Origin of the sequence: Endozoicomonas montiporae CL-33, from assembly GCF_001583435.1 — a bacterium.
Taxonomy (GTDB): Bacteria; Pseudomonadota; Gammaproteobacteria; order Pseudomonadales; family Endozoicomonadaceae; genus Endozoicomonas_A; species Endozoicomonas_A montiporae.
Window position 1 is genome coordinate 2,232,715 of record NZ_CP013251.1, and the last position, 21,239, is coordinate 2,253,953.

The following is a 21,239-nucleotide window of genomic DNA, read 5'->3' on the forward strand; positions in this document are numbered from 1 at the left end:
CGCTTTGCTGTGTGATCTTTTTCAATTTAACAGTTGAGTCGATATTACATGATCTCAATCGAGGAAATCAGGAAAATATTACCCCATCGTTACCCTTTTCTTCTGGTCGATCGGGTGCTGGATGTAGATCTTGAAAATAATGTGATTGAGTGCATCAAAAACATCTCCGTCAATGAGCCCCAGTTTAACGGTCATTTTCCTGAGCACCCTATCATGCCCGGAGTGTTGTTGATTGAGTCAATGGCTCAGGCGGCGGGTATACTGGGCCATCAGATGAGATCCAAAGATGTCAGGGATCAGAAGATTTATTATTTTGCCGGTGCTGACAAGGTTCGTTTTCGTCAGCCAGTGGTTCCGGGTGATCAGGTCAGGCTACGGGCAGAATTTGTTGCAATGAAACGCGAGATATGGAAATTTTCCTGTAATGCCTCGGTTGATGGTAAGATAGTCTGCTCTGCTGATGTAACCTGTGCAAGAAAGGAACTTTAGTCTTGGCTGATTCTGATTCCAGCAACCTTTCCAACCATGCCACCGCTGCTGATCAGCTGGCGGTGCACCCAACGGCCGATATTCATCCTGCGGCCATTGTAGATCCGACTGCCCGTATTGGGGCAGGCGTAAAAATCGGCCCCTGGACATTGATTGGCCCCGGTGTAGAAGTCGGTGAAGGAACGGTTGTTCATTCAAATGTTGTGATTAAAGGGCCAACCCGAATTGGCCGAAATAACCAGATTTTTCAGTTTGCCAGTGTTGGTGAAGACTGTCAGGACAAGAAGTTTGCCGGTGAGCCAACCCGTCTTGAAATTGGTGACAGCAACATCATCCGTGAAGGATGTACGATTCATCGCGGTACCATTCAGGATCAGAGCCTGACTCGTATTGGCAGTAATAACCTGCTGATGGCTTATGTCCATATCGCTCACGACTGCATGCTGGGTGACAACATCATCATGGCGAATAATGCGACTCTGGCCGGGCATGTAAAAGTGGGTAACGGTGTTATCCTGGGCGGTTTCACCACTGTTCATCAGTTTTGTCATATTGGTGACTACAGTATGAGTGCAGCCCAGGCTGCCATTTTCAAGGATGTGCCTGCTTTCGTAATGGTCAGCGGTAATCCTGCCAAACCTCATGGTATGAATTTCGAAGGTATGCGTCGTCGGGGTTATGCTCCGGAGTTGATTCGCACCTTGCGCAACAGCTACAAAGTGATCTACCGTCAGGGGTTACGCACGGCTGAAGCCATTGATCGTCTGGAAACCATGCCTGCCTGCAATGAAGTACAGCTTCTGATTGATTCTCTCAAAGCCTCTACCCGTGGCATTACTCGATAACCGCTGTGCAGCTAAAGGGGTTGTGCAGCAGAAAGGGATAGTTCATGTCTGAATCTCTGACGTTTGCCATGGTGGCTGGTGAAGCATCGGGTGATTTGCTTGGAGCCGCTCTGGTTCGGGAAATTAAACGACATCACCCTGACGCTCGCTGCTATGGCATTGGTGGTCCGAAAATGATTGCCGAAGGCTTTGAAAGCCTGTTTCCCATGGAAAGGTTATCGGTCATGGGCTTGGTAGAGGTGCTTGGGCGGTTGCGTGAGCTGCTGGGTATTCGTAAACGACTGCGGGACACCTTTCTGGCGGATCAGCCGGATGTATTTATTGGCATTGATGCACCGGACTTTAATCTGGCTCTTGAACGTCAACTGAAAAGTGGTGGAATCCCTACTGTTCACTATGTCAGTCCACAAGTCTGGGCCTGGCGCGAAGGACGGTTGAAAAAGATTCGTCGCTCTGTTGATCATATGCTCTGTCTGCTGCCTTTTGAAGCAGATTACTATCAGGGACATGGTGTACCCGTGACGTTTGTAGGTCACCCGCTGGCAGACCAGGTGGCAATGGAGCCTGACCAGAAAGCTGCCCGACAGTCGTTGCAAATGGCTGAAGATGGTCCGGTGATGGCGATTCTGCCGGGTAGTCGTAAGGCAGAGGTGGCTCGTCTGGCTGAGTTGTTTCTGGATACTGCCCGTGAGGTTCGGAAAAAGATTCCATCCATTCGTTTTCTGATTCCTGCTGCGAATGACCGGCGAAAGCAACAGTTGTTACCCATTCTGGAAGCCTGCCCTGATCTGGATATTGTTCTGACAGATGGCAGGGCTTCCGAGGTGATGGCAGCCTCCGATGCGATTTTGATTGCTTCAGGCACGGCTTCACTGGAAGCGGCATTGCATAAACGCCCGATGGTCATCAGTTACCGTATGGCCAGACTCAGCTTTGCAATTTTAAGCCGTCTGGTGAAAGTGAAGCACGTCGGGTTGCCCAATCTGTTGAGTGATCGGCCCATGGTGCCTGAGTTGTTACAGGATCAGGCGACAGTTGAAAATCTTACCAGTGCCATGCTGAAAGCACTTCAGGATGAATGCTGGCGTCAGGATGTCACCAGTAATTTTGCTCATATTCATCAGACTTTAAAACGGGATGCCAGTGTTCTTGCCTGGCAGGCCATTCAGTCAGTGATTGGAAAAACAGAATGAGTACTGACAAACCAGTCATTAATCAGACTTCTAACAGCAGCCAGCAGGTTGAACTCGATCTGTTTGCTGAACCAGAAACCACTGTTCACATGGTTTGTGGTGTTGATGAGGTAGGCCGCGGCCCTTTATGCGGGCCGGTGGTGACGGCCGCCGTTATCCTTGATCCTGCCAGACCGATTGAAGGTCTGAACGATTCCAAGAAACTGTCTGGGAAAAAGCGTGAAGCCCTGTTTGATGAAATCAGGGAGAAAGCTCTGGCCTGGTGCATTGCGCGGGCGGAGGTTGAGGAAATTGATGAACTCAACATCCTTCACGCCACCATGCTGGCTATGCAGAGGGCGGTTGTCGGTCTGGGTGTAAAGCCAGACTTGGCATTGATTGACGGCAATCGTTGCCCAACACTACCCTGTCGTGCCGAGGCAGTGATAAAAGGTGATGGAAAAGTGCCGGAAATTGGCGCGGCTTCCATTCTTGCCAAAGTGGCCCGTGATCGGGAAATGTTGGAAATGGAAGAGAAGTACCCCGGCTATGGAATTGGCGGGCATAAGGGATACCCGACTAAAGTGCACATGGAAGCACTGAAAAAACTGGGTGCGACGCCTATACATCGTCGTTCATTTAAGCCGGTTCGTGAAGCGATTGAATCGAGTTCGCCATCTTAAGATGAAGGAAATTCGGCACTACTCATGCGAGGTCAGTTGAAGGATTTAACTGATCCATCGCAGCTGTTCATACAATCGGGTGGACACTTCGCTTATTCTATCCCTTTCAGTCACAGGTGCGTTCATCGGAAGTTTTGTTAAGCCTGCCTGCTATCGACCCGGACTTGCTGATTGTCAGATGTTCTTATTAACTGGAGTTACGCACCCAGAAAAATCTGCCATGCTTTAGAGCATGAACACAGAGCTGTTTGAGCTGTATAGCGATTACCTGCTGTCCTCATTCGGCAAAACGACAGCTACACAGCTGTCATCTTTGCTGGACGGCGCATACAGCCATGATCAGGTAACACGCCTTCTGTCCCGTAATCACTTCGACAGTAAGACTCTTTGGCACCATGTTAAAGCCGTTGTGCGTCAGGAAGAGCGCGATGATGGAGTACTTATTGCCGACGACACTATTCAGGAGAAACTCTACACTGATGAGAACGACCTGATTGCATGGCACTTTGATCACACCTTTGGTCGTTCGGTAAAAGGTATCAACCTTCTCAACTTTGTTTACCATGTCGGTGATATCTCTATTCCCGTGGCCTACAAGCTTATCAAAAAGCCTATTCAATACTCCGACGTAAAAACTCAAAAAGTTAAACGCAAGGCTGAAACCACCAAGAACGAAGACTTTCGGGAGATGCTGAAAGTTTGCTGTGATAATCAGATCAAATATCGTTACGTGCTGGCAGATAGCTGGTTCTGTTCTAACGACAACATGCTGTATATACGACATGAATGCGATAAGCATTTTGTCATGGCCAGCAAGTCAAACCGAAAGCTTTCGCTGAGTGAGGAAGATAAAAGCCAGGGGCGCTCACAGCGTATAGATTCCATTGACTTCTCAGAAGAAAAGCCCATCAAAGGCTGGATTGCAGGCGTGGACTTCCCCGTTCTGCTGTTCCGGCAGGTCTTTACAAACAAAGATGGCAGTAAGGGCATTCTCTATCTGATATGCAGTGATCTTGAGTGTGACGCAAAGGCTTTGAAGGCGATCTACAAAAAACGGTGGAAAGTTGAAGTCTTCCATAAAACACTTAAATCTAATGCATCAATGGCCAAGTCACCGACTTATACAGTTTTGACGCAGAGTAATCATCTGTTCATGTCGATATATTCGGCATTTCGTCTCGAGTTTCTGGCTAATAAGCTTGATTTAAACCATTTGAGTTGCGGGCAAAGCTTTATCTTACTGCATTGAAATCATCGTTCCAGAAACTTCAGTCGATGAAGGGGTGCGTAACATGAGTTATTTTCAGACAAATCCTAAGTCAGTCCTTTCGCTCCACTTCCATTACAGAGGCTTCATCACTACACCGGACTGATCCTTCTCTGTGTTCTGTATTGGTACTCACAGCCTCCGCAGTTCAGCTGCCTGGCTGGCTCCCTTAACACCAGAACGACAGGCTCCCACGTTCCACAAAAGAGCCTGAAATCAGTTCATGCCACCTATGCCCCGGACACCATTCAGGCAGTAACCGGATTTCCCCTGAACTTTTCACGAGGCAGGCATACCCCTCGTTTTTGATGTCATCGGAACCCATTTCGAGGCGTCATCAGTGGTTTACTTGCGTTCATCTCCTGATTTCATACCTGACGCAGTCAAGCTACGCCTTTTCCGTAACGCTCACCACACCGGCTCTTTACCGGCGCAGCTTACGGTGGTTTGATGGCCGCTTCCAGAAGCCGCCACCGGAGGGCCTACCTCCATCTCAATTGCAGTTACGAGCAGACCGACTCTGCTCTCGTGTCACACTATGCCCTTCAGGGTATTGTCCCGTGACCCATAATGACTTGCTCATGGTCATATTTAGAAAGCGGAATTGGTATTATACCCACGCCTGAAGTATACGACGTGGGTTCTTTTGTTGTTGAGACAGAAGCCTGCTGAACGGGGTTAGTCGGTCCGGGGAACATTAGGTTCTGTTGTTGTTATTATTGATTGAGTGCTTAAATTCTTGCTGTACTTGTCTACAGGATTGAGTCTTAGCCTTCTGAACATGGAAAGTATTGGTGTGCGGAAATTCCAGAGGATTGTTGCTGTTTCAATCGCGACGGTTATAGCAAGGACTGTAGTGGCTGTTTGGTAATGTTTGATTGTGTCGTGCAGGTTTTTAGTATCATACAGGTTTTTAGTATCATACAGTTTCTGAAGGTTAACCGGGCTTGCCGTGCTTTGGGCATCTGTATTGGCGACAGGCTGATAGTGATGCAGAGTATTCTTCATGGTGCTGTCAAAGCGTTGTGGACAAAAATACGCCATTTCGAAAGTCTTCTGCCTTGGTGTGTAGCTGTTGCCTATTTTTGTGTTACTGATGGTTGTTGACAGGCTGCCGTGGAATGCCTCCTCTCTGGTTACGAACAGAACTTGCTCTTCCGTAGCGGGTTGAAAAGTTAAATCGTCATCATAGGGTGCGAATAGTACCCTGTTACAGACACTCTCCTGGAATTTTATCATTCCAGCAATACTGAGGAAAATACCGATATCGTGCTCGAGAGGTGTTATTTTTTCAGTTGCAGTGGTTAAAGGTGATGGTGTGGTAGTGCTATTAGTCAGAGTGTCGGGTGAAGCATTGTTGGTATGTTTTTGCAGCAGCAGTTCGCTGGCCTTGAGTATTATTTTAGAGAATGCGAATTGTACTATGAAGGAATGCTTTGGATTCATGCAAACGGCACTAAGGCCGTAGGCGTTATTTTCAGGTAGTACCAAGTAAGAATTGACAATGTTGATGTGCGTTTCTGAATTCTTGCCAGCGCACTCAAAACTGAGAGCTCGCTGGTGATACAAGGACTTGATTGTCAGCTCGTTTGCTTTAACCGTTTTTGCGGACTGGATATCTATCAGGCTATCCGGACTTAGTCCTCCTATAGGCAAAATAATGTAGGGATCATGGTCACTAAAAACAATATTATAAAACATCAGTTCACCGTCAGGACTATTAAACCTGAGAGATGTGCCTGCTGGTCCATGATGCGGCTTTGGATCTAAAACGATATAAGCGGGATTTTTTCTATCCACCCCGATGAACGCAACATTGGTATTATTGATTAAAATAGATTCATCTAGCGTGTACAAACTATCAGTAAGAAAGAAGACAATACTGCTGTTGGCTTTATCCTTGAGTATGTCTGTAATTGTTTTAAAAACACTGTCGGTACTAGGGATAACATACGGGGTATAATCTTTAAATCTTTCATCCTGAAAAAAGTTAGTGCATACATCCAACAGTTGGTCATTGTCACTTTTGGTCAGAGTCCGGCACTGTTCAGGCAGCAGCGGCTTAGAATGACACAGCAGGGAAAACGAGAACAATAAACCAGCTAATAAAATCTGAGCAGCGCGATATATCATGGCGAACACCTTCTAGGTACTTTCGTACGAATAAAACACGCAGCAGCCGTATGCTGTGCCAGTCCGGTGTATATGTTTTATTCGATCATAATGACAAGCTTTTTTATGACAATACTGTGGGAAGTTTTCTAAAATTCTACACTGATGCACAAAAGCTTGTGCCATAAGGGCTGGTAGGCTGCACGGGAATGAAAAAACCGCTTTTGTTCGTTGAATAACTTGCTATTCACCTTTCAAAACCGAATTCTTATCCTCAATTTTCTACGATCCTCGCTACGGGCGCTATTCTCGGACAGCCTCCCGGGATCACGGGGCTTCGCTTGCTTGGCGCCTACCCGTATCTCCAAATTCAATGGGTATAACATTATTGATTTTTCAGTAACAAATTCTTTAAAACAGCCTTTTGATTAATCCTTTAGCATCATAGCAGAGCTTCTGTAAAAGTGGTTTCTTTCTGAAGAAAAAAAAACGGGCGGCAATGTTAACAGTTGTTTGCCGTGAAAATTCCTGAACCCAGGCAAAGAGTTACCCGCTAAAAGCCAGCAATTCCCGATATTTATATGACACTGGAAGCCTCGTATGCCAAGGTTTCTTACTGAACACATTGGCTGCGGGAAAGGTGGTGCGGCTAAAAACACAGATCAAGCAGAGAATCGAATAAGCAGTGAATCGAATAAGCAGTGAATCGAATAAAAAGGAGCAGGGCGATCACGGACACAAGCTGATACTGTGAACCAGACTGCGATGTGTGTAAAAAACTGTACTCTGCTGCCAAAAGTACAACTTGTTCGCTCACTGCTTTTGTTCGCTCACTGCTTTTGTTTGCTCACTGCTTTAAAGTTAAGCGGGAGTCAAGGTTTTTTCCGGGGCTGGAGAAGGGGCAGCCAGAGCTGTTAAACTATGGCTTTACGGTTTCCGGTTTCCTATCTCCATGTCCGCACGTTTTATACACCTGAGATTGCACACTGAATTTTCCCTGAGTGATGGCTTGGTTCGGGTCAAACCCTTAATCAAGGCTGCCTCGGCGGCGGGTTTTCCTGCCATTGCGGTGACGGACCAGTCGAATCTGTGCTCACTGGTGAAGTTTTACAGTGGCGCCCAGGGGGCGGGTGTTAAACCCATCAGCGGAGCCGATTTGTGGGTCTCCAACAGTGATCCGGAACTGGAGCCGGTTCGTTTGGTGCTGCTGTCCATGAACGAGAAGGGTTACCGTAACCTCACCGAACTGATCTCTCAGTCTTTTCTGGAAAACCAGGTGCATGGCAGGGCTATCGTCAAACGTGAGTGGATCCGGGAGAAATCGGAAGGCTTGATTGCCCTGTCGGGTGCCAAAGACGGTGATGTCGGGCAGGCGATTATTAATGGTAATGAAGAACTGGCTGAGCAGTTGCTAACGGAATGGATGGATGTTTTTCCGGACCGTTATTATCTGGAGCTGCATCGTACCAACCGAACCGGTGATGAAGAGTGCGTGCACGGTTCTGTCGCGCTGGCGTCGAAGCTCGGTTGTCCGGTGGTGGCGACCAATGATGTGATGTTCCTGACTCGTGAGGAATTTGAAGCTCACGAATCCAGAGTGTGTATCGGTGAGAGCATGACGCTGGACGACCCTCGCCGTATTAAGCGTTACAGTGAAGAACAGTACCTCAAATCTGAAGATGAGATGATTGAACTGTTCTCGGACATTCCTGAAGCGATTGAGAACAGTGTCGAAATTGCCCGCCGCTGTTCGGTGTATGTGCATCTGGGTGAATACTTCCTGCCGGAATTTCCGGTGCCGGAAGGCATGACCATGGATGACTATTTCCGCAAGTTTTCCCACGATGGTCTGACCGAGCGTCTGCAGTTTATTCTGAAGCCGGATGATCCTGAATACGCCGAAAAAGAAAAGATCTACCGGGATCGCCTTGATTTTGAGCTGGATATTATCTTGCAGATGGGATTTCCGGGTTACTTCCTGATCGTAATGGACTTTATCCAGTGGTCCAAAAACAATGGTATTCCAGTGGGACCGGGGCGGGGTTCCGGTGCCGGTTCTCTGGTGGCTTATGCCCAGAAGATTACCGACCTCGACCCGATTGAATATGACCTGCTGTTTGAGCGATTCCTGAACCCTGAACGGGTTTCCATGCCTGACTTTGACGTTGACTTCTGTATGGATGGACGGGATCGGGTAATTGATTACGTGGCCCGGACCTATGGTCGTAATGCGGTTTCCCAGATCATCACCTTCGGTACCATGGCGGCCAAAGCGGTAGTACGTGACGTGGCAAGGGTGCAGGGGAAGTCCTTTGGTCTGGCTGATAAGTTGTCCAAGCTGATTCCCTTTGAAGTCGGCATGACCCTGAACAAAGCCTATGAGCAGGAAGGCATGTTGCGCGACTTTCTCGAGGGTGATGAGCAAGCGCGTGAAATCTGGGAAATGGCGCTCAAACTCGAAGGTGTGACCCGGAACGTTGGCAAGCACGCGGGTGGTGTGGTGATTGCTCCCACCAAGCTGACCGACTTTGCGCCTTTGTATTGTGATGAGCACGGTCAGGGCGTGGTGACCCAGTACGATAAGAACGATGTGGAATCGGCGGGTCTGGTTAAGTTTGACTTTCTGGGTTTGCGAACCCTGACCATCATCGACTGGGCGCTGAAGATGATCAACCCCCGTCGTCAGCAACGGGGTGAAGAACCGCTGGATATTATGCAGATCGATCTGGAAGACAAGACTTCCTACGATATGCTCAAGCGTGCCGAAACCACAGCGGTCTTTCAGCTGGAATCGCGGGGTATGAAAGACCTGATCAAACGACTTCTGCCCGACTGTTTTGAAGACATTATCGCACTGGTGGCTCTGTTCCGTCCGGGGCCTTTGCAGTCAGGCATGGTGGACAACTTCATTAACCGTAAGCACGGTCGGGAAGAGTTATCGTTCCCCGATGCCCAGTACCAGCACGAATGGCTGCAACCCATACTGCAACCCACCTATGGCATTATCCTGTATCAGGAGCAGGTCATGCAGATTGCCCAGGTGCTGGCAGGTTATACCCTTGGTGGTGCGGACATGCTACGCCGGGCCATGGGTAAGAAAAAGCCGGAAGAAATGGCCAAGCAGCGCTCCATCTTCGAGGAAGGTGCCATCAAGCAGGGCATTGATGGCGAGCTGGCCATGAAAATCTTCGACCTGGTGGAAAAGTTCGCCGGTTATGGTTTTAACAAGTCCCACTCGGCTGCCTATGCGTTGGTGTCCTATCAGACGCTGTGGCTGAAAGCCCATTATCCCGCCGAATTTATGGCAGCGGTGATGAGTTCCGATATGCAAAATACCGATAAAGTGGTGACCTTTATCGAAGAGTGTCGGGATATGGGGTTGACCGTGTTACCGCCGAACGTGAACAGCGGTGAATATATGTTCGGTGTGAACGACGATGGTCACATTGTTTACGGCCTTGGTGCGATTAAAGGGGTGGGCGAAGGACCTATTGAGGCCATTGTCGAAGCCCGTCAGCAAGGTGGTGACTTTAAGGATTTGTTTGATTTCTGCGAACGAGCGGATGCCAAGCGCATTAATAAACGCGTGCTGGAAGCTTTGATTCGTTCGGGCGCTCTGGATCTGATGGGCCCCAGACCCGGTGCGAAGAAAGCTCTGAACTTTAATCGTGCGGTGCTCGAAGCCAGTCAGACAGAAGCCATTAAGGCTGCCGATCAGGCTGCAAAGAGTTTTGACTCCGGACACACTGACTTGTTTGGTGCTCTGGTGCCTGCCGGTGAAGAGAATGTGTACGACAGTTATCACTCGGTGACAGAGTGGACGGATAAACTGCGTCTGAACGGTGAAAAAGACACCCTTGGGCTTTATCTTACCGGCCATCCTATTGATGAGTACGAGCAGGAAATTAAACACTTCATCCGAAACCGGATCAAGGACTTGCAGCCTGCCCGGGGATCTTCCCAGAATATTGCCGGTTTGATCGTGGCGATGCGAGTGATGAAAAACAAGCGTGGTGACAAAATGTGTTTTATCACGCTGGATGACCGGACAGGGCGGATTGAGGTCTCTATTTTTGCCGATGTGTTTGAGCAGTTCCATGAACTGTTGAAAATGGATGCGGTGATTGTGGTTGAGGGCGAAGTGTCCCATGATGACTATTCAGGCAGCTTGAAGGTAAGAACCAAAAAAATCCTTAATATTGTGGATGCCCGCAGTCATTATGCTCGACAGATTGTATTGAATCTGGCCGTTGAGCAGGTAGATAGAGGGTTTAATCAGCGTCTGTCAGGTCTGCTACAACAACATCCGGGGCGACTACCGGTGCAGATTGACTACTGCCGGAACGATGCGTCGGCCAGTCTGGTTCTGGGTGAACAATGGAATGTCAGTCCGAGTGATGACCTTGTAGCCAGCTTGCGGCAGTGGTTAGGTAAAGAGGCCGCGAAAATCGAATATCGCTGAGTGATTGATGTTTACGGAGTAGCAGGGAGAGTATTTGTTCTTCTTTGTTCTTCTTTGTTCTTCTTTGTTTTTCTTTGTTCTTCTTTGTTCTTCTTTGTTGCTCCGGTTTGATTTCGTATGGTTGAGTACTTAAGGTTTAACGATCCAGACTACGCAATGGCGCATAATGGACGACTTATATTAAATACTGGAGTTACGCACCCTCTACGAATCATCAAGATTTCCGAACGAGGTCATTGCTCTGTAGCCCTGATTCCTTCGTTTAAGGTGCGTAATATCAGTTAAGTACTCAAATGGGCAGGGAGACATATGGCTATCAATGGGCCATCAGGCCGTCCGTTCAAGTTGCGTACTGGTGTCAGTAAAGTTTTCAAAAAGCTGAAAATTGATAACAAAGTCAAAAGGCTTAAAGAGAGCCTGAAGCCGAAATGGGGAAGGAACATAACACCGACCAAGTTGCAGAGACAAAGTGCTAATAGCGCTTCCTCAGAAGCGGCGCCTTCAGTTGTCGCCGATATTCCCCTTAAAAGCCGAAAGGTTAATAAGGAAGCCCCTCAGGTTGATGCGTTGATCCGTTCGGCATTCGATACAGGGTCTGAAGAAGCTGCGTCAGCAGATGAGCCCTGGTTTGATGGCTTTGGTCCAGTCAGTCAGCCCGTTGTCCAGAAGAAAGCTGAACAGCAGGATTCAAAGCAATTGAATAAAGAAGTCATAAAGCGGCTTGAGTTGTATAAAAATGATGTTGTAGTCGCAGACCTTCTTGAAGAGCGGTCTCTGGAAACGCTGAGGCAGCTATCAAAGTCGGATGATTTGCCTGAACAGGCCCTGACGGTTTTAAATGACAAACTGTTAAAAAAACAATTGCAGAGCTATGCCGGTCAGGCACGATATAACATTGATTTGTCACGCGAAATTAAGAAAGAGCGTTCTGGACAGGCGGTAGTCAGTGATATTCATAAAAAACCTGTTGACGATAACGCGCTAAAGGTTGAAAACGCCGGTACTGCAATGGTGGATGTCTTCAGAAGTCTTCTGAAAGAGCCTTACCACAAACTGGATTCGGCAGAGGTTGGTCAACTCTATAACGACCTGTCAAAACAGGATCAAATTCTATTTCAGGATATGGTCGATACAGCTTATTTGCTGAAAAGCAGCAAAGGTATCCCCGGTTGGGATGACGACAGTGATGCTGTTGGGCTTGTCAGCAAGATAGCGGAAGATCAGTGGGCAAAGGTGATTCGGGAGCAGGAAGGAAAAGGTGTGTGACTGCCAATGCTTACGTCAGACACTGAAGGTTTGATGGTCTGATGTATAACCGGATAACGGATGTTTACGTTTTTTAACTCGACATGTCTGTTGCTTTTACGTATTTTGATGCCTGAAGCTGGCGCTGCCGCGGCCAAAACCGACAGCGCGCATGGCACTGCATGCTGAGGCACAAAGAACCTGCCGGCTGAATCGTGCAGGTTTCTGAAGAATTTAAGTGGATTCTATGAACCCGAATTATCTGGAATTTGAACAGCCGATCGCTGAACTGGAAGCGAAAATCGAAGAGCTGCGTCTGGTCAGCAGTGATGCAGAACTGAATATTACGGAAGAAATCAGCAATCTGCAGGAGAAGTGTAACACTCTGACCCAGCAGATTTTTTCTGACCTGTCGCCCTGGCAAGTGGCCCAGCTGGCTCGTCATCCCCGTCGTCCCTACACGCTGGATTACATCGGGCATTTGTTTACCGAGTTTGATGAACTTCATGGCGACCGGCACTTCGCCGATGATCCGTCCATTGTTGGTGGTATGGCCCGTTTGAATGGTCGTCCGGTGATGGTGATTGGTCATCAGAAAGGGCGGGAAATCGAAGAAAAGGTGCGTCGTAATTTCGGGATGCCCAAGCCGGAAGGTTATCGTAAAGCCTGCCGTCTGATGGAAATGGCCGAACGTTTCAATATGCCGATTCTGACCTTTATCGATACGCCGGGTGCCTATCCGGGCATTGGTGCGGAAGAGCGGGGGCAGAGTGAAGCCATTGCCTATAATCTGGCCGTCATGTCCCGGTTGAAAGTGCCGGTGATCTCTACGGTCATTGGTGAAGGTGGTTCCGGTGGGGCTCTGGCGATTGGTGTCTGTGATTCTCTGATCATGATGGGCTATTCCACCTATTCCGTAATATCGCCGGAAGGCTGCGCCTCGATTCTGTGGAAAAAAGCAGAATACGCATCAGTGGCTGCCGAAGCCATGGGTGTAACCGCTGAACGCCTGAAAGAGCTGGGTCTGGTGGACCATTTGGTGCCTGAGCCTTTGGGTGGAGCGCATCGCAGTCAGGCGGTGGCAGCAGCCAGTCTGGGTGAAGTGCTCGGTGCCGAGCTGGATCGACTGTGTGAACTGGATATCGACACTCTGCTGGATCAGCGCTACAAGCGTATCAGGTACTACGGTTCTGTTTAATGTCCCTGTCTTCTGAATCTTCCTTGAAACAGGCGCTTTCACCACTGGTGGCAAGTGTCTGTTCTGCGATTGAATCATTCACCGATTGTTCCTCAACATTTTCCTTGCCGTCGCCTCACTTTGTTGTTGCCTTCAGTGGAGGGGTGGATTCTACCGTTCTGCTGCATGCAATGGTGCGATTGCGTGATGCCGGTGTCATTCATTCTTTGTCTGCCATTCATGTTCATCATGGCCTGAGTATTAATGCGGACAGTTGGGCTGAACACTGTGAGCATCTTTGCCGGCAATGGCAGGTGCCCTTGACGGTTCGGCAGGTTGATATCAGTGAAGCCTCTGGCGATGGTGTAGAGCAGGCTGCCCGTGTTATGCGCTACCGGGTCTTTGAAGAGTGTCTGTCGGAGCAGGGCTGCCTGTTGCAGGGGCATCATCGGGACGATCAGGCGGAAACCCTGCTGTTCCGGTTGTTTCGTGGCTCCGGTCTGGATGGTCTGGCCGGTATCCCTGTGAATCGCTCTCTTGGAACAGGGCAATTGCTCAGACCTTTGTTGTCCGTATCCAAGGCGGCGATTGAAGCTTATGCAGCCGAGTATCAGCTCGGTCATATTGAAGATGAGTCCAATACAGATCAGCGTTTTGCCCGAAACTATCTGCGGCAGAGTCTGGTACCGGAGATTGAGCGACGCTGGCCCGGCGTTTCGGAACGTCTTGCAGCACTGTCCCGCGAGGTTCAGGCCGTTCAGGAAAGTATGCAGCAGGCGGTCACCGCTGCCGCAGAATCGGTGCTGGTGGCTGCGCCAGCCTACTGGAATGCCGGACAGGTTATTCAAATTGACTCATTGCTGGCGTTGCCGGATCACATGGCAATGCGGGTCGTGCGTTACTGGCTGAAGCAGAAAGGCCTGTTGATGCCGGATCGTTCACTGCTGGAAACTCTGTTGACAGAGGTGGTTCACTGTCGTGAAGATGCCGAGCCCGAGATGAAACTGGGTGATTATGCGATTCGTCGCTTTAGCGGTTATCTTGTCCTTGTACCGGTTTTGCAGCCTTTCGGCACCGCTGTGATTGAGTGGGCGTGTGAGGATCAGCCTGAGCTGATGGTGCCTGCTTCTGGCCGGATTGTTTTGTCAGACAACGTAGCCCGACGATTCAAGACAGTGTCGGTTCGTTTTCGCCACAATCTGCCTGAGAGCTCGAAAATAAGAGTGGCAGGCAGGCAGGGGAGTAAGTCGGTTAAACGGTGGTTGCAGGATTACCGGGTGCCGCCGTGGCTGAGAGACCGGGTGCCCTTTCTTTATTTTAATGATGAGATGGTGTGTGCAGCCGGACTCTGGCAGTGCGATTCTGAAGCGTTAAACAGGCAGGGAACACCGTTAGATATTAATGCTATAAGCATTGTGGCTTATTGGCAGTTTGATCCTTATGAAGGTCGGTATTGACCGCATTTTGAGCGAAAAAAGGCCGTTCCTGTTTTACGTTTTATAACACTTTTGGTATCCTGATCTCCCATCTTGAGTATTCTTTTTTTTCCCGCTTTTTAAAGAGTCTGCATAAACTAATGACGCGTTATATTTTCGTCACAGGTGGTGTTGTTTCCTCACTGGGTAAAGGCATTGCCTCCGCATCTCTGGCCGCCATCCTTGAGGCACGAGGCCTGAAGGTGACGATGCTCAAGCTGGATCCTTACATCAATGTCGATCCCGGCACGATGAGCCCGTTCCAGCACGGTGAAGTATTTGTCACTGAAGACGGTGCTGAAACCGACCTTGACCTGGGTCACTACGAGCGTTTTATCCGCACCACCATGAAACAGGGTAATAACTTTACCTCTGGTCGTATTTATCAGGACGTACTGCGTAAAGAGCGTCGTGGTGATTATCTCGGTGGCACCGTTCAGGTAATTCCTCATATCACCGATGAAATCAAGCGCCGTGTGGTGCAGGGTGCCGGTGATGCTGATATCGCTATGGTTGAAGTGGGTGGTACCGTGGGCGATATCGAATCGCAGCCGTTCCTGGAAGCCATCCGCCAGTTGAAAGTAGAGCTGGGTTCCAGCCGCGCTATGCTGATGCATCTGACTCTGGTGCCTTATATCAAAACAGCCGGTGAGACCAAAACCAAGCCAACCCAGCACTCGGTGAAAGAGTTGCGTTCCATTGGTCTGCAGCCAGACATTCTGGTGTGCCGCAGTGAACAGTTCATTGAGGCCTCTGCCCGACGCAAGATTTCCCTGTTTACCAACGTTGAAGAGCGTGCGGTTATCTCTCTGGAAGATGCTGATACTATCTATCGCATTCCGGAAATGCTGCACGATCAGGGGCTGGATCAGTACGTTGTTGATCAGCTGCGCCTGGATTGCCCTCCGGCCGATCTGGCTGAATGGGCGGATGTTGTTGATCGTGACCTGAACCCTGAAAAAGAAGTGACCATTGCCATGGTGGGCAAGTACATGGAGCTTCTGGATGCCTACAAGTCCCTGATTGAAGCCGTTAAACACGCTGGTCTGAAGACTCGTACCAAGGTAAACATCCGTTACATCGATTCAGAAGTTCTCGAGCAGGAAGGTCTGAGTCGTCTGGAAGGGGTGAGCGCCATTCTGGTGCCGGGTGGCTTCGGTCATCGCGGTGTGGAAGGCAAGATCGAAGCTGTTCGTCACGCCCGTGAAAACAATATTCCTTTCCTGGGTATTTGTCTGGGTATGCAGGTGGCTGTGATCGAGTACGCTCGTAACGTTGCAGGTCTGAAAGGTGCGAACAGTACCGAGTTTGACAGCAAGGCCGAGCATCCGGTGGTGGGCCTGATTACTGAATGGCTGGACGCGGAAGGTCAGGTCGAGACCCGTACCGAACAGTCTGATCTGGGTGGTACCATGCGTCTGGGTGCGCAGGACTGTAATCTGACAGCGGGTACCCACGCTCACAGCGCTTACGGTGCTGATATGATCACCGAGCGTCATCGTCATCGTTATGAAGTGAACAACAATTATGTCGGTCAGCTGGAAAAGGCTGGTCTGGTGATTGCGGGTCGCTCTGTGGATAACGCTCTGGTTGAAATGGTTGAAGCGCCAAACCATCCATGGTTTGTTGCCTGTCAGTTCCATCCGGAGTTCACTTCAACGCCTCGTTACGGTCATGGCCTGTTCACTGCCTTCATTGAAGCTGCGCTGAAACATCAGGACCAGTAATATCAAAGCGCTTGTGATCTAAATCGCTGGTGCTATAGAATGCCGCCGACTCTGCTTTCAGACGGCGGCATTCTTGTTTTCAGGTTTGCAGAAACGTCTGTAGAAAAAGGAATAGTTATGGAACAGAAGATCATAAATGTTGGCGACGTTCAGGTGGCCAACGATAAGCCCTTTGTGTTGTTTGGCGGTATGAATGTGCTGGAGTCCCGTGACCTGGCCATGACCATTGCCGAGCATTACGTCAAGGTGACTGAAAAGCTGGGTATCCCCTATATCTTCAAGGCATCTTTTGATAAGGCCAATCGTTCGTCTGTTCACTCTTACCGCGGCCCGGGTATGGAAGAGGGTCTGAAAATCTTTCAGGAGCTGAAAGAGACCTTTGGCATGCCCATTATTACCGATGTCCATACGGAAGATCAGTGTCAGCCGGTGGCCGATGTCGTTGATATTATTCAACTGCCTGCGTTTCTGGCGCGCCAGACCGATCTGGTTGTTGCTATGGCAAAGACCGGTGCTGTGATCAACGTCAAAAAGCCTCAGTTCATGAGTCCGGGGCAGATGGGCAATATTGCCGAGAAGTTTGCCGAAGCCGGTAATGAGAAGGTGATTCTGTGCGAGCGTGGTACCTGCTACGGCTATGACAACCTTGTGGTTGATATGTTGGGATTCCGTACCATGAAAGAAGTCAGCAAGGGTCTGCCTGTGATTTTTGATGCGACTCATGCTCTGCAGTATCGTGACCCGATGGGGGCTGCTTCCGGTGGTCGTCGTCATCAGGTGACCGAGTTGTCTCTGGCGGGTATGGCAACCCGTCTGGCAGGACTGTTTATTGAGGCACACCCTGATCCGGATACTGCGCGTTGCGACGGTCCTTCCGCTTTGCGTCTCTCGCAGCTGGAAGGCTTCCTGACCCAAATCAAGGCGATTGACGACACCGTGAAGTCTTTTCCTGAGCTGGATACTCATTAAGATCTTGTCCTTTTAGTTGTCCAGCTATTAGTTGTCCAGCTAAGTTGTAGTTCCATTCTGTTTACGTGTTGGGGTGTGAAGCTTAAAGGTTCACTCCCGGCACGCTCACTTTTTGTTTTTCTCTTCTCTGTTTTTCTCGGATATTTCTTCTATCTTTGTGATATTTGCTGTGTTTGAGTGTGCGTTTTCAAGCGAGAGAATGTCCGATTCTGCAATAGTTGATAACCGCCCGAGAGTTGGTATAGTTGCGTCGTCAAATGGGTGATGCAGCCTAATTACGGGGCTTGTAGCCACGCAGTTGCGCTCGTTGACCTGCGTCAATGGTTCGCACGATGTGGCGAAATATCCATCACTGGTTCGGTACTTTCGGTCAGGGAATCAGGTAGTATTTCCGGCTTTGCCCGTTCAGGACTCTGGTTCGGACGGCAGTCCGCCCGATACCGGTCAGGCACGACAGATTTTTTTGCAGAAGCAGGGCTCTTCGTGTTGAGCTATGTTTTAAGTATCTCTTTCACTGATGCGCTGCTACTGGATTAAGTTCCCCCTTACGTTTCTCTTTAATGAGAAGATGCTGAGAGAAAATACCATGTCTAAGATTGTTGAAATCAAAGGTCGCGAGATCATGGACTCCCGCGGTAACCCAACTGTAGAAGTTGACGTTACTCTGGAATCCGGTGCTATGGGTCGTGCGGCGGCTCCTTCCGGTGCTTCCACTGGTTCCCGCGAAGCTCTGGAACTGCGTGACGGCGACAAGTCCCGCTACCTGGGCAAGGGCGTTCTGAAGGCAGTTGCCAACGTAAACGGCCCAATCCGTGAAGCCCTGCTGGGTCGCGATGCTCTGGACCAGAAAGGTCTGGATCTGGCGATGATCGAGCTGGACGGTACTGACAACAAGGAAGTACTGGGTGCGAACGCTATTCTGGCGGTTTCCCTGGCTGCTGCTAAAGCCGCTGCTACTTCCAAGAACATCCCTCTGTATCAGCACATTGCTGACCTGAACGGTACTTCCGGTCAGTTCACCATGCCTGTTCCTATGATGAACATCCTGAACGGTGGTGAGCACGCTGACAACAACGTAGACATTCAGGAATTCATGATTCAGCCTGTTTCTGCCAAGACTTTCTCTGAAGGTCTGCGCATGGGTGCTGAAGTATTCCACGCTCTGAAGAAAGTACTGTCTGCTAAAGGCCTGAACACTGCAGTAGGTGACGAAGGTGGTTTCGCGCCTAACCTGGCTTCCAACGCTGACGCTCTGGCAGTGATCAAGGAAGCGGTTGAAGCGGCTGGCTACAAGCTGGGTTCCGACATCACTCTGGCGATGGACTGTGCAGCTTCCGAATTCTACGTTGACGGTCAGTACAACATGAAGGGCGAAGGCAAGATCTTCTCCTCTAACGAATTCTCTGACTACCTGGCCAAGCTGTGCGAAGAGTACCCAATCATCTCTATCGAAGACGGTCTGGACGAGTCTGACTGGGACGGCTTCAAGTACCAGACAGACATTCTGGGTGACAAGATCCAGATCGTTGGTGACGACCTGTTCGTAACCAACACCAAGATCCTGAAAGAAGGTATCGACAAGGGTATCGCCAACTCCATCCTGATCAAGTTCAACCAGATCGGTTCCCTGACCGAAACTCTGGAAGCGATCAAGATGGCTAAAGACGCTGGTTACACCGCTGTAATCTCTCACCGTTCCGGTGAAACCGAAGACGCTACCATCGCTGACCTGGCGGTAGGTACTGCGGCTGGCCAGATCAAGACCGGTTCCCTGTGCCGTTCTGACCGTGTGTCCAAGTACAATCAGCTGCTGCGCATCGAAGAAGTTCTGGGTGAAAAGGCTCCATACCGCGGTCTGGCTGAATTCAAGCGCGCTTGATAGTGCTGCTTGAATCACCTCGCGTGATTCCGGGTTAACCCCATAAAAGGGAGGCATTTTTGCCTCCCTTTTTGCTTTCTGCCTGTTTAGCGCCTTTTATCATGCGCCGGTGGTTTGTTAGACTGAAAGGCTGTGGCTCAGGGATTAATACATGCAACGAGTGGTCATTTCGGTTTTAACCATCACATTTCTTTTACTGCAGTCTCAGCTCTGGTTCGGGGAAGGAAGTATTACAGAACTTCTTTACACCCGCGAGCAGATAGAGCGTCAGCAGAATGAAAATGAACGTCTGTATCGTCGTAACCGCCTGCTGGCAGCGGAGGTTGTCGAGTTGCAGAACGGACTGGAAATCGTTGAAGAGCAGGCCCGTCTTGATCTGGGCATGGTTCGCAAGGACGAAACCTTCTACCTTATCTATGATTAACTTCCCGTGCTGTCTGGCGAAATCGTCTGTCAGATTAATTGTCCGCCGGATATATAGTGAGTACCGCAATGACTCGTTCTCGTGAAATTCCCCGTGACAGGCTCTGGGCTATTGTCCCTGCTGCTGGTGTTGGACGTCGCATGAATGCCGATGTGCCCAAGCAGTATCTTGAAATTCAGGGCAAAACCCTGATGGAACATACCCTGCAGCGCTTACTGGATTTTCCGCTATTGGAGAAAATAGTGGTCGTTCTGGGCGCTGATGACGACTACTATCCCGAGGTGGCTCTGCTGCGTGATCCACGCATTATTCTGGCAAAGGGTGGCAAAGAGCGTTATCACTCGGTGATGAATGGTCTGGCCGTGCTGGATGAGCTGGCTGAAGACTCCGACTGGGTACTGGTACACGATGTGGCTCGCCCATGCATTCGCCAGTCGGATCTGGACTGGCTGGTGAAATCCCTTGAAACGGATCCGGTGGGCGGTTTGCTGGGTATGCCGGTGAGAGACACCATGAAGCGATCTGATAATGACGGTGCGGTGTCGCAAACCGTTGATCGTGACAACCTCTGGCATGCTCTGACGCCCCAGATGTTTCGTTTGAAACCGCTGATTGATGGACTGGGCAAGGCAATGGAAGCAGGTATTAACATAACCGACGAAGCCAGTGCTATGGAGTTTGCCGGTCACAAACCCCGAATGGTTGAAGGTCATGGGGACAATATCAAAGTGACCCGGGCCTCGGATCTGGCCCTGGCTTCACTGTATCTTCAGCAACAAGCAAAATTGATAGAGACGGTCTGATGCGAATAGGACATGGTTTTGATGTGCACCGTTTTGCCGAACCGGGCGACGGTGATCATATAATTCTGGGAGGTGTCAGTATTCCCAGCCCTCAGCGTCTGCTGGCGCATTCCGATGGGGATGTACTGCTGCATGCTGTCTGTGATGCTTTACTGGGTGCTGCAGCGCTGGGTGATATTGGACGACACTTTCCTGATACAGACCCTCGCTATAAAGGCATCAACAGTCGTGAACTGTTGCGGCATGTTGTTGCACTACTGGTAGAAAAAGGTTTTTCTGTCGTTAATCTGGATTCAACCATTGTGGCTGAGGCGCCGAAGATGGCGCCACACATCGAGGCAATGCGGCGTCATCTGGCTGAAGATATGAAGGTTGAGCCTGACTGTGTCAACGTCAAGGCCACCACCACCGAAAAACTGGGCTATACCGGTCGTAAGGAAGGTATAGCAGTTCACGCTGTTGTTCTGATCGAGCGTGCCCATTTTGCCTGAACACATTTCTCCTGAACAA

The 21,239-nt window shown here is 49.7% G+C and carries 15 protein-coding genes and 1 pseudogene; 15 read left to right on the forward strand and 1 reads right to left on the reverse strand.

What is annotated here, in order from left to right; genetic code table 11:
- Positions 1 to 48 precede the first annotated feature (48 nt).
- From fabZ to EZMO1_RS10255, 5 genes and pseudogenes are all read left to right on the forward strand, one after another.
- Positions 49 to 489 (forward strand): 3-hydroxyacyl-ACP dehydratase FabZ, encoded by a 441-nt coding sequence (gene fabZ, locus EZMO1_RS10235; protein WP_034873126.1) that lies wholly within the window; start codon positions 49 to 51, stop codon positions 487 to 489.
- 80 nt (positions 490 to 569) lie between these two features.
- On the forward strand, positions 570 to 1,334 hold the full coding sequence (gene lpxA, locus EZMO1_RS10240; protein ID WP_222842235.1) for an acyl-ACP--UDP-N-acetylglucosamine O-acyltransferase: 765 nt from the start codon (positions 570 to 572) through the stop codon (positions 1,332 to 1,334).
- A 44-nt stretch (positions 1,335 to 1,378) separates the two neighbouring features.
- The gene (gene lpxB / locus EZMO1_RS10245) at positions 1,379 to 2,527 is read left to right on the forward strand and encodes a lipid-A-disaccharide synthase (RefSeq protein WP_034873127.1); all 1,149 of its coding nucleotides are present in this window, start codon (positions 1,379 to 1,381) and stop codon (positions 2,525 to 2,527) included.
- Between the two features lie 89 nt (positions 2,528 to 2,616).
- Positions 2,617 to 3,189 (forward strand): ribonuclease HII, encoded by a 573-nt coding sequence (rnhB, locus tag EZMO1_RS10250; RefSeq protein ID WP_086936475.1) that lies wholly within the window; start codon positions 2,617 to 2,619, stop codon positions 3,187 to 3,189.
- Between the two features lie 232 nt (positions 3,190 to 3,421).
- Positions 3,422 to 4,485 (forward strand): annotated as a pseudogene (locus EZMO1_RS10255) (IS701 family transposase).
- A 649-nt stretch (positions 4,486 to 5,134) separates the two neighbouring features.
- On the opposite strand, the gene EZMO1_RS10260 reads toward EZMO1_RS10255, so the two are convergent.
- The gene (locus EZMO1_RS10260; RefSeq protein ID WP_034873128.1) at positions 5,135 to 6,589 is read right to left on the reverse strand and encodes a hypothetical protein; all 1,455 of its coding nucleotides are present in this window, start codon (positions 6,587 to 6,589) and stop codon (positions 5,135 to 5,137) included.
- A 931-nt stretch (positions 6,590 to 7,520) separates the two neighbouring features.
- Here EZMO1_RS10260 and dnaE point away from each other — a divergent pair.
- From dnaE to ispF, 10 genes are all read left to right on the forward strand, one after another.
- The gene (gene dnaE / locus EZMO1_RS10265; protein ID WP_034873129.1) at positions 7,521 to 11,030 is read left to right on the forward strand and encodes a DNA polymerase III subunit alpha; all 3,510 of its coding nucleotides are present in this window, start codon (positions 7,521 to 7,523) and stop codon (positions 11,028 to 11,030) included.
- A 309-nt stretch (positions 11,031 to 11,339) separates the two neighbouring features.
- The gene (locus tag EZMO1_RS10270) at positions 11,340 to 12,296 is read left to right on the forward strand and encodes a hypothetical protein (protein ID WP_034873130.1); all 957 of its coding nucleotides are present in this window, start codon (positions 11,340 to 11,342) and stop codon (positions 12,294 to 12,296) included.
- 226 nt (positions 12,297 to 12,522) lie between these two features.
- Positions 12,523 to 13,473: an acetyl-CoA carboxylase carboxyl transferase subunit alpha gene (gene accA, locus EZMO1_RS10275; RefSeq protein WP_034873131.1), complete on the forward strand. Its 951-nt coding sequence runs from the start codon at positions 12,523 to 12,525 to the stop codon at positions 13,471 to 13,473.
- Complete coding sequence (gene tilS / locus EZMO1_RS10280) at positions 13,473 to 14,909, forward strand: tRNA lysidine(34) synthetase TilS (protein WP_034873132.1); 1,437 nt, start codon at positions 13,473 to 13,475, stop codon at positions 14,907 to 14,909. Before accA ends, tilS begins: the two co-directional genes overlap by 1 nt.
- A 119-nt stretch (positions 14,910 to 15,028) precedes the next feature.
- Complete coding sequence (locus EZMO1_RS10285; protein WP_034873133.1) at positions 15,029 to 16,654, forward strand: CTP synthase; 1,626 nt, start codon at positions 15,029 to 15,031, stop codon at positions 16,652 to 16,654.
- 117 nt (positions 16,655 to 16,771) lie between these two features.
- On the forward strand, positions 16,772 to 17,623 hold the full coding sequence (gene kdsA, locus EZMO1_RS10290; protein ID WP_034873617.1) for a 3-deoxy-8-phosphooctulonate synthase: 852 nt from the start codon (positions 16,772 to 16,774) through the stop codon (positions 17,621 to 17,623).
- Positions 17,624 to 18,209: 586 nt separating this feature from the next.
- On the forward strand, positions 18,210 to 19,502 hold the full coding sequence (eno, locus tag EZMO1_RS10295; protein ID WP_034873619.1) for a phosphopyruvate hydratase: 1,293 nt from the start codon (positions 18,210 to 18,212) through the stop codon (positions 19,500 to 19,502).
- A gap of 151 nt (positions 19,503 to 19,653) precedes the next feature.
- Positions 19,654 to 19,926 (forward strand): septum formation initiator family protein, encoded by a 273-nt coding sequence (locus EZMO1_RS10300; protein ID WP_034873134.1) that lies wholly within the window; start codon positions 19,654 to 19,656, stop codon positions 19,924 to 19,926.
- A 68-nt stretch (positions 19,927 to 19,994) separates the two neighbouring features.
- Positions 19,995 to 20,729 (forward strand): 2-C-methyl-D-erythritol 4-phosphate cytidylyltransferase, encoded by a 735-nt coding sequence (ispD, locus tag EZMO1_RS10305; RefSeq protein WP_051789404.1) that lies wholly within the window; start codon positions 19,995 to 19,997, stop codon positions 20,727 to 20,729.
- Complete coding sequence (gene ispF / locus EZMO1_RS10310) at positions 20,729 to 21,220, forward strand: 2-C-methyl-D-erythritol 2,4-cyclodiphosphate synthase (protein WP_034873135.1); 492 nt, start codon at positions 20,729 to 20,731, stop codon at positions 21,218 to 21,220. The genes ispD and ispF overlap by 1 nt, the downstream gene beginning before the upstream one ends.
- Positions 21,221 to 21,239: the final 19 nt, after the last annotated feature.

Bases quoted from the DNA above. Each gene is read 5' to 3' on its own strand.
- fabZ (WP_034873126.1), top strand. From the start codon at position 49: ATGATCTCAATCGAGGAAATCAGGAAAATATTACCCCATCGTTACCCT.
- lpxB (WP_034873127.1), top strand. From the start codon at position 1,379: ATGTCTGAATCTCTGACGTTTGCCATGGTGGCTGGTGAAGCATCGGGT.
- rnhB (WP_086936475.1), top strand. From the start codon at position 2,617: ATGGTTTGTGGTGTTGATGAGGTAGGCCGCGGCCCTTTATGCGGGCCG.
- EZMO1_RS10260 (WP_034873128.1), bottom strand. From the start codon at position 6,589: ATGATATATCGCGCTGCTCAGATTTTATTAGCTGGTTTATTGTTCTCG.
- dnaE (WP_034873129.1), top strand. From the start codon at position 7,521: ATGTCCGCACGTTTTATACACCTGAGATTGCACACTGAATTTTCCCTG.
- EZMO1_RS10270 (WP_034873130.1), top strand. From the start codon at position 11,340: ATGGCTATCAATGGGCCATCAGGCCGTCCGTTCAAGTTGCGTACTGGT.
- accA (WP_034873131.1), top strand. From the start codon at position 12,523: ATGAACCCGAATTATCTGGAATTTGAACAGCCGATCGCTGAACTGGAA.
- tilS (WP_034873132.1), top strand. From the start codon at position 13,473: ATGTCCCTGTCTTCTGAATCTTCCTTGAAACAGGCGCTTTCACCACTG.
- EZMO1_RS10285 (WP_034873133.1), top strand. From the start codon at position 15,029: ATGACGCGTTATATTTTCGTCACAGGTGGTGTTGTTTCCTCACTGGGT.
- kdsA (WP_034873617.1), top strand. From the start codon at position 16,772: ATGGAACAGAAGATCATAAATGTTGGCGACGTTCAGGTGGCCAACGAT.
- eno (WP_034873619.1), top strand. From the start codon at position 18,210: ATGTCTAAGATTGTTGAAATCAAAGGTCGCGAGATCATGGACTCCCGC.
- EZMO1_RS10300 (WP_034873134.1), top strand. From the start codon at position 19,654: ATGCAACGAGTGGTCATTTCGGTTTTAACCATCACATTTCTTTTACTG.
- ispD (WP_051789404.1), top strand. From the start codon at position 19,995: ATGACTCGTTCTCGTGAAATTCCCCGTGACAGGCTCTGGGCTATTGTC.
- ispF (WP_034873135.1), top strand. From the start codon at position 20,729: ATGCGAATAGGACATGGTTTTGATGTGCACCGTTTTGCCGAACCGGGC.